General features: G+C 74.0%; 10 protein-coding genes. 7 read left to right on the top strand and 3 right to left on the bottom strand.

Translation table 11 applies throughout. The annotated features are described in order from the left end of the window. Window positions 1-11 precede the first annotated feature (11 nt). The 5 genes from pcaH (at window position 12) to ACTWJ8_RS32250 (ending at window position 5,021) form a co-directional block, all read left to right on the top strand. On the top strand, window positions 12-785 hold the full coding sequence (gene pcaH, locus ACTWJ8_RS32270; RefSeq protein ID WP_356373728.1) for a protocatechuate 3,4-dioxygenase subunit beta: 774 nt from the start codon (window positions 12-14) through the stop codon (window positions 783-785). A 6-nt stretch (window positions 786-791) separates the two neighbouring features. Continuing rightward, complete coding sequence (pcaG, locus tag ACTWJ8_RS32265; RefSeq protein ID WP_443261114.1) at window positions 792-1,394, top strand: protocatechuate 3,4-dioxygenase subunit alpha; 603 nt, start codon at window positions 792-794, stop codon at window positions 1,392-1,394. Continuing rightward, window positions 1,391-2,707: a 3-carboxy-cis,cis-muconate cycloisomerase gene (gene pcaB / locus ACTWJ8_RS32260; RefSeq protein WP_443261113.1), complete on the top strand. Its 1,317-nt coding sequence runs from the start codon at window positions 1,391-1,393 to the stop codon at window positions 2,705-2,707. Before pcaG ends, pcaB begins: the two co-directional genes overlap by 4 nt. Window positions 2,708-3,064: 357 nt before the next feature. Then, window positions 3,065-4,186 (top strand): bifunctional 3-oxoadipate enol-lactonase/4-carboxymuconolactone decarboxylase PcaDC, encoded by a 1,122-nt coding sequence (gene pcaDC / locus ACTWJ8_RS32255; protein WP_443261112.1) that lies wholly within the window; start codon window positions 3,065-3,067, stop codon window positions 4,184-4,186. A gap of 31 nt (window positions 4,187-4,217) precedes the next feature. Further along, window positions 4,218-5,021, top strand: a complete 804-nt coding sequence (locus ACTWJ8_RS32250) for an SDR family NAD(P)-dependent oxidoreductase (RefSeq protein ID WP_443261111.1) — start codon at window positions 4,218-4,220, stop codon at window positions 5,019-5,021. A gap of 18 nt (window positions 5,022-5,039) precedes the next feature. Here ACTWJ8_RS32250 and ACTWJ8_RS32245 read toward each other — a convergent pair whose 3' ends face one another. Continuing rightward, window positions 5,040-5,753, bottom strand: coding sequence for a TetR/AcrR family transcriptional regulator (locus ACTWJ8_RS32245; RefSeq protein WP_356373733.1), 714 nt, complete (start codon window positions 5,751-5,753; stop codon window positions 5,040-5,042). Window positions 5,754-5,842: 89 nt separating this feature from the next. On the opposite strand from ACTWJ8_RS32245, the gene ACTWJ8_RS32240 reads away from it, so the two are divergent. After that, the gene (locus ACTWJ8_RS32240; RefSeq protein ID WP_356373734.1) at window positions 5,843-6,703 is read left to right on the top strand and encodes an SDR family oxidoreductase; all 861 of its coding nucleotides are present in this window, start codon (window positions 5,843-5,845) and stop codon (window positions 6,701-6,703) included. Between the two features lie 6 nt (window positions 6,704-6,709). Here ACTWJ8_RS32240 and ACTWJ8_RS32235 read toward each other — a convergent pair whose 3' ends face one another. Next, window positions 6,710-9,385 carry an ATP-binding protein gene (locus ACTWJ8_RS32235; protein WP_443261110.1) on the bottom strand — a complete coding sequence of 892 codons (2,676 nt, stop codon included), beginning with the start codon at window positions 9,383-9,385 and terminating at the stop codon, window positions 6,710-6,712. A gap of 227 nt (window positions 9,386-9,612) precedes the next feature. Between ACTWJ8_RS32235 and ACTWJ8_RS32230 the strand changes: the two genes are divergently transcribed. Continuing rightward, a complete protein-coding gene (locus ACTWJ8_RS32230; RefSeq protein WP_443261108.1) occupies window positions 9,613-10,701 on the top strand; it encodes a DUF2510 domain-containing protein in 1,089 nt (362 codons plus the stop codon). A 147-nt stretch (window positions 10,702-10,848) separates the two neighbouring features. On the opposite strand, the gene ACTWJ8_RS32225 is transcribed toward ACTWJ8_RS32230, so the two are convergent. After that, window positions 10,849-11,481, bottom strand: coding sequence for a TetR/AcrR family transcriptional regulator (locus ACTWJ8_RS32225; RefSeq protein ID WP_443261107.1), 633 nt, complete (start codon window positions 11,479-11,481; stop codon window positions 10,849-10,851). Window positions 11,482-11,505 lie beyond the last annotated feature (24 nt).

Genomic DNA, 11,505 nt, shown 5'->3' with positions numbered 1-11,505 from the left:
ACCCGCCCCTCATGGCTCTCACCCAGCACGACATCGACGCCGAGATCGCCGCCAAGCGCGAGGCCTACTACAAGGGCCTCGCCGAGGGCGCGCCCGTCGAGCACCACCCGCGGCGCGACTACGCCCCGTACCGCTCCTCCACGTTCCGGCACCCCAAGCAGCCGCCGATCAACATCGACGTCGCCAAGGACCCGGAGCTGATCGAGCTGACCGCACCCGCCTTCGGCGAGCGCGACATCACGAAGATCGACAACGATCTGACGATCCAGCACCCGGGCAAGCCCATCGGCGAGCGCATCACCGTCGAGGGCCGGCTCGTCGACCGCGACGGGCGGCCGCTGCGCGGTCAGCTCATCGAGCTGTGGCAGGCCAACTCGGCCGGACGCTACGCGCACAAGATCGAGGTGCACGACGCGCCGCTCGACCCCAACTTCACGGGCGTCGGCCGCACGCTCACCGACGACGACGGCTGGTACAAGTTCACGACCATCCAGCCGGGCCCGTACCCGTGGGCGCAGCACACCAACGCCTGGCGCCCCGCGCACATCCACTTCTCCGTCTTCGGCTCCGCGTTCACCCAGCGCCTGGTGACGCAGATGTACTTCCCGAACGACCCGCTGTTCCCGTACGACCCGATCCTCCAGTCCGTGACCGACGACGCGGCGCGCCAGCGCCTGATCGCCACGTACGTGCACGAGAAGTCGGTTCCGGAGTTCTCGATGGGCTACCAGTGGGACATCGTCCTCGACGGCCCGCACGCCACCTGGATGGAAGAAGGGCGCTGACCAGCGATGACGAAGATCGACCTCAACAACCCCGAGACCGTGCAGCCGACCCCCTCGCACACGGTCGGCCCCTGGTACGGCTACGCGCTGCCCTTCGAGGGCGGCGGTGACATCGCGCCCGTCGGCCACCCGGACACGGTCGCCGTGCACGGCTACGTCTACGACGGCAACGGCGACCCGGTCCCCGACGCCTTCGTCGAGATCTGGGGCGCGGACCCCGAGGGCAACGCCTCGACCATCGACGGTTCGATGCGCCGCCAGCCGTTCACCGGCGGCTACCTGGGCCGCAACGGCGTGGAGTTCACCGGCTGGGGCCGCATCGAGACGGACGCGAACGGCCACTGGGCCGTGCGCACACTGCGCCCCGGCGCACGCGGCGCTTCGGCGCCCTACCTCGCCGTCGTGATCTTCTCCCGCGGTCTGCTCCACCACCTCTACACGCGGATCTACTTCGCGGGTGACGAGGCCCTGGCGACGGACCCGGTGCTCCAGCAGGTCGACGCCGAGCGGCGCGACACGCTGATCGCACAGCCGGAGGCCAACGGCACGTACCGTTTCGACATCCGCCTTCAGGGCGAGGGCGAGACGGTCTTCCTGGAGTTCACGTGACGTTGTTCGACCCCGGCAGCGAGGGTGCGCCCACCGAGCGCACCACGTCCGAAGAGGCCTTCCTTCAGGCTCTGTTGGACGCGGAGGCGGGCCTCACGCGGGCGCAGGCCACGCTCGGCCTCGCACCCGCGGAGGCCGCCGACGCGGTGACGGCCGCGGCCGTCGCCGACCGCTTCGACGCGCGGGACCTCGCGACGCGCTCGCGTGGCGGCGGCAACCCGGTGATCCCGCTGGTCGCGGACCTCACGGCGGCGGTTCCCGCTGAGCACGGCCCGTACGTGCATCGGGGCGCGACGAGCCAGGACATCCTGGACTCGGCGCTGATGCTGGTGGCGACGCGGACGCTGGACGCGCTTCTCGGCGAACTCTCCGCCGCGGAGGGTGCGTTGGCGGGCCTGGCGAGGGCGCACCGGGACACGGTCATGCCGGGCCGTACGCTCACGCAGCACGCCGTGCCGACGACGTTCGGGCTCAAGGCGGCGGGCTGGCGCTCGCTGATCCTGGACGCACGGGACCGCCTGCGGACCGTGCGGACGTCGCTTCCCGTTCAACTGGGCGGCGCGGCGGGCACGTTGGCGGCTTTCGGGGCGTACGGGGCGGACGATCCGCTCGCGCTGATCGCCGCGTACGCCGCCGAACTCGACCTCGCCGAGCCGGAGTTGCCGTGGCACGTGCTGCGGACGCCGGTGGCGGATCTGGCGGGGGCGCTGGCCTTCGCGGCGGGGGCGCTCGGCAAGATCGCGGCGGACGTGCTCGTCCTCTCCCGTACGGAGATCGGTGAGCTGGCCGAGGGTTCGGGCGGCGGCTCGTCCGCGATGCCGCACAAGGCGAACCCGGTACGTGCCACGCTCGTCGCCGCGGCGGCGCGGCGGGCGCCGGGGCTCGCGGCGACGCTGTACGCCTCCGTGGCCGCGGAGGACGAACGTCCCGCGGGGGCGTGGCACGCCGAATGGTCCTCGTTGCGGGAGCTGTTGCGGGTGGTCGGCGGGGCGGCGCGGGACGCCTCCGAGCTGGTCGACGGGTTGGTCGTGCGGGCGGACGTGATGCACGCGCACCTGTCGACGACCGGTGGGGCGATCGTGTCGGAGCGGTTGTCGGCGGAGTTGTCGGCGGTGCTCGGGCGTGGTCCGGCGAAGGAGCTCCTGGCGTCCGCCTCGCGGCGGGCCCGGGAGGAGTCCCGGGCCCTGGCGGATGTCCTCGCGGACGAGCCGGCGCTCAAGGACGCCGATGTGAACGTGTCCGAGCTGACGGATCCGTCGCGCTATGTCGGGGCGGCGGGGGCGTTGGTGGACCGGGCGCTCACGCGCCGATGACGTTCCCCCACCCCGCCCCTTCCCGAAATCCCTGCGGGCGCCTGCCAGTGGCCGGGGGCGGACCGGATCCGATGCGCCCACCCGCACGCCCCACCACCCCGGCGTTGCGCTCGCGCAGTTCCCCGCGCCCCTGAAGGGCCGCTTCGCGCCCACCTCCGCACGACCGCGTCCCCGACTCCCCAGGGGCGCGGGGAACTGCGCGCCCAACCACGCACCACCGCCACCCGACGGGGACCGCAACCCCGGATCCCCAGGGGCGCGGGGAACTGCGCACCCAGCCACGTACGACCGCAACCCGACGACGAACGACACCACGCCAGCTCAAGTCGACCCTCGACGACCACCGGGAGCCCACCCATGACCGCACCCCGTCTCCACCACCACGAAGAGGGCTCGCCCAGCGCCCCCGCGCTGATCCTCGGCCCCTCCCTCGGGACGAGCACCGCCCTGTGGGACGGTGTCGCGCCCGAACTGTCGTCCGCGCACCGCGTCGTACGGTGGGACCTCCCCGGCCACGGCGGGTCCGACCCCGGCCTGATCGAGCCCGGTGCCACCGTCGGAGACCTCGCCGACCTCGTGCTCGCCCTCGCCGACGACCTCGGCGTCGACCGCTTCGCCTACGCCGGTGTATCGCTCGGCGGCGCCGTCGGCCTGCACCTCGCCGTGCACCACCCCGAACGCCTCACCAGCCTCGCCGTCCTCTGCTCCTCCGCCCACTTCGGCGGCGCGAAGAACTGGGAGGAGCGGGCCGCCCTCGTCCGCAAGGAGGGCACGGCGGGCGTGGCCGAGACCGCGCCGTCCCGCTGGTTCACCCCCGGCTTCACCGTGGAACGCCTCGTGCAGGACAACCGCGACGCCGACCCGGACGCGTACGCCGCCTGCTGCGACGCCCTCGCCGCCTTCGACCTGCGCGACCGCCTCGCCGACATCACCGTGCCCACCCTCCTCGTCGCGGGCCGCGAGGACCCCGCCACCCCGCCCGCACACCTGCGCGAGATCGCCGACGCCGTGCCGGGCAGCGAACTCGTCGAGCTGGCCGGGGCCTCCCACCTCGCCCCCGCCGAACGCCCCGATGCGGTCGTCGGACTGCTGCGCACGCACCTCGGCCGGCCCGCGAAGCGCGGCATGGTGGTGCGCCGCGAGGTGCTCGGGGACGCGCACGTGGACCGCGCGCAGGCCAAGCAGACGCCGTTCACGGCCGGGTTCCAGGACTTCATCTCGCGCTATGCGTGGGGCGAGATCTGGACCGACCCCACCCTCGCCCGCCGCGAACGCAGCATGATCACGCTGACCGCGCTGGTCGCCCACGGCCACCTCGACGAGTTCGGCATGCACGTGCGCGCGGCGCTGCGCAACGGCCTCACCCCGCAGGAGATCGGCGCCGTGGTGCAGCAGTGCGCGGTGTACGTGGGGGTGCCCGCCGCCAACTCCGCGTTCGGCGTCGCCCAGCGCGTACTCGCCGAGGAGGGCCTTGCGTAGGGCCGTGACGTCCGGCGCCTAGCCTGGACGCATGGCAACAATCCTGATCACCGGTGCCACCTCCGGCCTCGGCCGGTACCTCGCCTTCGAGCTGGCTCGCGGCGGGCACGTCGTGCTCGCCCACGGCCGGGACGAGAAACGTACGGAGGCCCTCGTCGAGGAGCTGCGGGCGGCGGGCGGCCGCGCCGAGGCCTACGTCGCGGACTTGGCCGAGCTGGCCCAGGTCCGCGACCTCGGGGCCCGCGTCGCCGCCGACCACCCGGAGCTGGACGCCCTCGTGAACAACGCGGGCGTCGGCACCGGCGCGCCCGGCTCCGGCCGCGAGCTGAGCGCCGACGGGCACGAGCTGCGGTTCGCCGTCGACCTCCTCGCCCCGGTCGCCCTCACCCGCGCCCTGCTGCCCACGCTCCGCGACAACGCGCCGTCCCGCGTGGTGAACTGCGGCTCGCTCGGCCAGGCCCCGATCGACTTCGACGACCTCGAACTGAGCACGCGCTACAGCGGCACGGAGGCGTACTGCCGCGCCAAGTTCGGCCTCGCCGCACACACCTTCTCGCTCGCCCGCCAACTGACCGGCACGGGCGTGCACGTCAACGTCATCCACCCGGCGACGTACATGGACACCGCGATGGTCCGCGAGGCCGAGGTCGGCCCGCTCAACACGGTCGAGGACGGCGCGAGCGGCGTACTGGCCCTGGCCGTCGGCGAGTTGGGCGGCGAGGCCACGGCCGGCTTCTTCGACGGCGAACAGCCGACCCTCGCGCACGCGGACACCTACGACCGCGAGATCCAGGACCGCCTGGACGCCGAACTCGACCGCATTCTCGGCAAGTAGGCCCGCGACTGCGGGAGTTCAGGCCTCTTCGGCCAGCCTCGTCAGCCACTCCCGCAGCAGGGCCTCCTCCGCCCCGGTCAGCGCCGGCGTCCGCTCGGGCAGTGCGGCGCGCAGCGCGCGGGCCGCGGCTGCGGGACCCGACTCCGCGTCGGGCAGGACCGCCTCGGTCCGGGTGACCGCGGCGATCATCGACTCGCGCAGCACGGTGAGCAGCGCCGGATCGCGGCGCTCGGCGGGCGTGGCGTGCCAGGTGGTGACGGCGCCCTGGCCGGTGGCCCGGATGATCTGCGCGGCCAGTTCCTCGTCGACCCGCAGCCAGCCGGCGGCGGCGAGACGGCGCACCCGCCCGTGCAGGATCTCCAGGCCCGCCCGGTGCGCCGCGTCGGACGCGCGACCGGTGGCCCTGTTCATCACGGCGAACAGTTCGGGCCGTGCGACGCCGAACTCCACGACCGTGTCCCAGCCGCGCCGCAGCTCCTCCACCGGATCGTCGGGCGCGGGGTCGAGCCGTGCCCGCTTGGTCTCGAGGAACTGCGCGTAGCCGTGCTCGGCGACCGCCTCGAGCAGGCCCTCCTTGTCGCCGAACAGGCGGTAGATGGCCGGGGGCTGCATTCCGGCGGCCGCGGCGACGGCGCGGGTGCTGACGGCGTCGGGTCCGCCGCTCTCCAGCAGTTCGACGGCTGCCTCGACGATGCGTCGGCGGGGGGATTCGGTGGTGTCGCGCGTGACCATGTATCGACGATAACGAATTTTCGCTATCGCCGTTAGTTCCGGTGTTACCGTGGAAGTGATTCCACTGGAAACAGTCAGGGAGAAACATCGTGATCATCGTGACCGGAGCCACCGGAAAGCTCGGCCGCCGCATCGTCGAGCGCCTCTTGGAGCGGGTTCCCGCCGAGCGTGTCGGCGTCAGCGTCCGCGACCCCCGCAAGGCCCGGGACCTCGCCGAGCGCGGCGTCCGGGTGCGGCAGGGCAGCTTCGACGACGACGCCTCGCTCGCGCACTCCTTCGAGGGCGCCGAGCAGCTGCTCCTCGTCTCGCTCGACCGCGTGGGCGAGGAGTGCGTCGCGGGCCACCGCACCGCGATCGACGCCGCCGTGAAGGCGGGCGCCGGCCGCATCCTCTACACGAGCCAGATGGGCGCCGCCCACGACTCCCGCTTCCAGGCCTGCCGCGACCACGCCCGCACGGAGGACCTGCTGCGCGCCACCGGCCTGCCCTGGACCTCGCTGCGCAACGGCTTCTACGCCGCGAGCGCCCTGGGCTTCCTGGAGTCCGCCCGCGCCACCGGCGACATCGCCCTGCCCGCCGACGCCCCCGTGGCCTGGACGGGACACGACGACCTCGCCGACGCCACCGCCGCGATCCTCGCCGACGAGGGCCGCTTCGAGGGCCCCACCCCTCCGCTCACCGGCCCGGCCGCGCTCGACTTCGACGCGGTCGCCGAGCTGGCGTCCCGCGTCACCGGACGGCCCTTCACCCGGACCGTCGTCCCCGACGCCGAGTTCCGCGCGCGGTCGCTCGCGCACGGCGTTCCCGAGCCGGTCGCGGACCTGATGCTGAGCATCTTCGCGGCGGCGCGGGCGGGCGAGTTCACCGCCGTCGACCCGACGCTCGCCGAGCTCATCGGCCGCGAACCCACCGGATTCCAGGCGGAGTTGGCCACCGCCTGGGCCGGCTGAGATCCGCTAGCGCAGCCCCCGCCCCGTCTCCAGGACCTCGCGGGCGCGGGCCGCGAGGCCGTCGGCGCCGCAGGCACGGGCCAGTTGGAGGCCGCGGTTGAGCTCGGAGAGGGAGCGGGCCGCTATGCCGTACTCGACGCGGGCCGCCGCGTGTTCGTACGCGCAGGGCGACGCCTCCAGGTACGTCACCGCCTTCGCGTACAGCATCAGCTGCTTCTGGCCCGTCTCCAGGGCGGCGGCGCAGCGCAGGGCCTCGCCGATGGCGGTGTCCGTTCCGAAGCGCTCGGCCTGGACGCGGGCCTCGGTGGCGAGTTGGGCGGCGCGGCGCGGGTCGGTGGGGGCGAGCGCGCGGGCCAGGTCGCAGGCCCACGGCGCCATGATGGTGTTGTGGCCGCCGCGGGCGGTGGCCGCCTTGGCCGCGGTCTCCAGCTCGTTGATGCCCTCCTCGACCCGGCCGGTGGCGAGCAGCAGCCGGCCACGCACCGAGTGCGCGTCGGGCAGCACGACGGTCGAGGGGTAGGGCGGGCCGAAGGAGTAGCGCTCGGCGATCTCCTGGGCCTCGGCCGCCTTGCCGCGGGCGAGCAGGGTGTCGATGAGCATGCAGGCGGCGTCCCAGTGCATGGGCAGCCCCCTGCCGACGCGGTCGGCGAGCCGCAGCCCCTCGCGCAGGAACGCTTCGGCGTCGGTGAGCCTGCCGCGCCTGCGGTGCACGTAGCCGACGAAGGCGTGCGCGAGCGCGAGGTGTCCGCCGCTCCAGCCCGCCGTCTCGTACGTGCGCAGGGCCTCGCTGCACAGGCTCTCGGCGCGGTCGAGCCGGTCCGCGTAGACGTACGAGACGGTGAGCATGGCGAGAACCTCGAAGCCCCACTCGGGGTCGGTCCAGCCGAGCCCCGGCGCGAGGCGGCCGTTGAGCATCGCGCGGTCGCAGCGCTCGACGACCTCCTCCGCGTTCTCCCCGCGCGTCATCGCGTCGAAGGCGCGCAGCATCAGCAGGACCCGCTCGGGGTTGTCGCGTCCGGCGAGGCGGTCCGCGAGTTCGGCGAGGCGGCGCGAGCGGCCGGGCGAGTCCTCCTCGCCGGAGTGGATGCCCTCCCACATGAAGTGCATGGCCTGGAGGCGCAGCCGCGCGTGGCCGGGCGCGAGGCGCTCGGCCTCGTCGTCGATGAGCCGCAGCGCCTCCTCCAACTGGTCGTTGTGGACGAGGGCCTGGGAGAGCCGGCACACCGCGTCGACGCGCAGGTCGCCGTCGAGCCCCGGTGTCGCGTCGAGCGCCTCGGTGAGGTGGCCGATGGTGGTGGCGGGCGAGGTGAGGAGCGTGGCGCAGCCCAGCTCGTAGAGGACCTCGGGGCGGATCTCGGGCAGCGGCGGCTCTTCGAGGGCCCGCTCCAGGCAGCGGCGGGCCGCCTCGGGGGCGCCGACGGCGAGGTGTTCGCCGGCCGCCGCGCGCATCTGCTCGACGAGTTCGATGTCGTCGTCCGGGTGCACTTCCAGCAGGTGCCGGGAGGCCGCGGCGGGCCCGTGCCCGGAGGCGGTGACGGCCCAGGCGGCCTGTCCGTGCATGGCGGTGCGGGTCGCCGGAGGTATCGCGTCGTAGACGGCGGAGGCGATCAGCGGGTGCACGAACTCGAGCGTGCCCGCGTCCCCGTAGGTGTCCTCGGTGAGGATGCGGGCGGTGACCAGGCGCTCGGCGCAGCGGCCCGCCTGCTCGGGGTTCATGCCGGCGAGCAGCGCGGCGAGGCCCGGTTCGATACGGGTGCCGAGGATGGCGGCGGCCCAGGCGAAGCGGGTGGCCTCGGTGCCGAGCCCTTCGAGGCGGCTGACGAGGCCGCGGCCGCGCGCCGACTTGTTCAGGGCGCGCAGTTCGGCGGCGGAGTCCTCCTCGGGGCTCAGCTCGGCGTCCTGCACCTTGGCCAGCAACTCGACGGTCTCGTACGGGTTTCCGCCGGTGACGGCCCACACCTCGCGGCAGAACGGGTCGTCGGCGTGCCCGCCGAGCGTGGCGCGGGTGAGGCCCGCGGTGGCTCCGGGGGTCAGCGCGCGCAGGGCGGCGGCGCCGGGCCTGGCGGCGGCGGCCACCGCGTCGAGGCAGGCGGCGGCCCGCTCGTCCTCGGCCTCGCGCTGCGCGACGACGACGAAGACCGGCAGGTCGTCGAGGCGCTCGGCGAACGCGGCGAGCCACTCCAGGGTCTCCAGGTCGGCCCAGTGCGCGTCGTCGATGAGCAGCACCAACGGCCAGTGCAGCCGGGCCAGTCGGGAGGCGGCGACGACGAGACCGTCGCGCACGCCGTGCGGGTCGGCCTGGCGCCCGGTGGGCTCGGCGATGCCGAGGGCGGGGCCCGCGATGTCGTACCAGTCCCCGAAGTACTCGCGGGCCTCCTCCTCGGAGAGCGCGACCAGGGCGGGCTGGAGCAGTTGGCGCACGACGTTGAAGGGCACGGACGTGACGGTCTCGCCGCCCCGCGCCGACCACACGGTGGCCCGGCCCGCCGCCATCTCGCGCACGCGGGCGAGCAGGGCGGTCTTGCCGATGCCCGCCTCCCCCTTGTAGACGACGAGGCTGCCGGCGGCCGCTGAACCGCCGTACAGGTCGTCGAGCGCACGCGCCGCGACGTCGAGTTCGGACTCTCTCTCCCACAGGTGAGGGCCAGAGGGCGCGGCGTCGGCGTGCCGTCCCTGGGTCATCCCGGAGCCTCCCGTTGTCGTCCCGGTGTCCATCGCGGCCGACCGCACGGGCGGATCGGCGTCCTGGTCACGAGCCTAGACCGGGAGGCCGTCGCTTCGTGGGGCGTCGCGGCAGCCGGTGACATTTGGCCGGAGATGGGGGGGGCACGGACCGTCCCGGTAACGATCCCGACCGCGGGGCGGACCCTCTCATGTCCTTTTCAGCCGCGCCTCATACTGTTCCGTCCATGACGTCGCAGACTCCCGCAGGCTGGTACCCCGATCCCGGGCAGATACCCAACGGCCCGCGCACCGAACGCTGGTGGGACGGCGCCCGCTGGACCGACCAGACGCGGCCCGCCACCACCCCGCCGCAGCAGCAGCCGCAGCAACCGCAGCCGCAGCCCCCGGCACCCCAGCAGCAGGCGCCGCTGCCGCAGGCGCCCCCGCAGCACCCGGCGCCGTTCGCGCAGCAGCCGACCTCGCCGGGGACGAACCCGGCGTACCCCCAATACCCGGCCCACCCCGGCCCGTTGCCCTCGTCTCGCGGCCGGGGCCGGATCGCCATCGCGGCGGGCATCGCGGTCGTGGTGCTCGCGGGCATCGGCACCGGCGTCTACGCCCTGACGTCCGGCGGGGACGACGACGGCAAGAGCGACAAGGCGGGCTCCCGCTCGCAGGCCCCGAAGGACCCCGCGCCCTCGGAGGCCCCGGAGGGCCCCGTCGAGAGCCCGAACCCGGACTCCCCGAACTCCTCGCCGCGCGCCCCGCTCGACGAGGGCTACGCGACGGACGTCGGCAACGGCGTCGCGATCCCGGTCATCAAGAACTGGACCGGCACCGACGGCATGGGCCTCGCCGGCGTCACGGTCGGCCCCTACCCGTGCCCGAACGCGGCGAAGGAGACCTGCGTCAAGGGCGGCGTCTCCACGTCGTCGGCGAAGCGCCTCAAGCTCGACGCGAAGACGGCGAAGGCCGCCGCGAAGGAGGACATCGCCGCGAACGCGAAGTCGTCGTACGGCGGCAAGACGTACGAGGGCATCACCGGGCACAAGCAGGTGTTCGCGAAGGCGGTCACGGTCGCGGGGCAGAAGGGCTACCGGGTGCGCTGGAGCGTGAAGACGAAGTCGGGCGTCGACGCCTGGGTGGAGTCCGTCGCCTTCCCCTCCCCCGCGAACCCCGACAAGCTCGTCGTGCTGCGGGCCGGCGTCGACGTCCCCGGCACCGGGAGCGACAAGTCGTCGGACGGCCCGGACGCCTCCGCGATCGACGAGATCGTCAAGGGCATCAAGAAGGCCGAGGTCACCAGCGACGGCGACAGCGGCAAGAACGTCTGAGCCCACCTCTCGCACTCATGCGGCCGGGCGGGCCCCCCTCCGCTCAAGGAGGAACCCGCCCGGCCGGGGGTGCGCGCCGCCCCCGTCCCCACGGTGCGGCGCGGGCAGACCGCCGGTCGGTCATCCCTGCGACCGGCGGCCTCCCGTTCAGGTGGCCCGACCCTCCGGGGTCAGGCCGAGTTGCGGAACGAGCGCGCTCTCGACGAAGCGGACCAGATAGTCCGCGTCGGCGTCGCGCCCTTCCAGGATCGGGCGGCTGCGCATGACTCCGAAGAGCTGCGCGGCCAGATAGGGCAGCGCCGGATGGTCGGCGGCGATCTCCCCGCGCGCCACGGCCCGCTCCACCATCGCCTCCACCGACGCGAGCTCCGGCTCGATCAGCGCCTCGCGCAGCGCGCCCTTCAGCTCGTCGTCCTGGAGCGCCGCGTGCCCGAGGGCCTGCATCAACGCCGTGTCCGGCTTGGCCTGCGCCGCCGCGTTGCGCGCCGCTGCCGCCAGGTCACCGGCGAGCGTACCCGTGTCGGCCGTGCGGAACTTCGCGCAGCGACCCGCCCGCAGCGCCGCGGCCACCAGCTGCGGCTTCGTCTTCCACTGCCGGTACAGCGTCGACTTGCTGCAACAGGCCTGCGCGGCGACGCCCTCCATGGTGAGCGCCGCGTATCCGTGCGCGCGCAGCTGCTCGAGCACCACGTCGTAGAACTCCTGCGCCCGCTCGGGGCTGATCTTGGAACGGCGCGAGGCCATGGGTGTGGCTTCGGTGGCCCGGTCTCGCGTCGTCATGGCCCTCACTCCTCGGGTCGGCGG

The organism is Streptomyces sp. SDT5-1 (genome assembly GCF_052245995.1).
In the GTDB taxonomy this organism is placed as follows: domain Bacteria; phylum Actinomycetota; class Actinomycetes; order Streptomycetales; family Streptomycetaceae; genus Streptomyces.
Note: the sequence above shows the minus strand (reverse complement) of the source record. Positions and strands in the feature narration are given on the sequence as shown.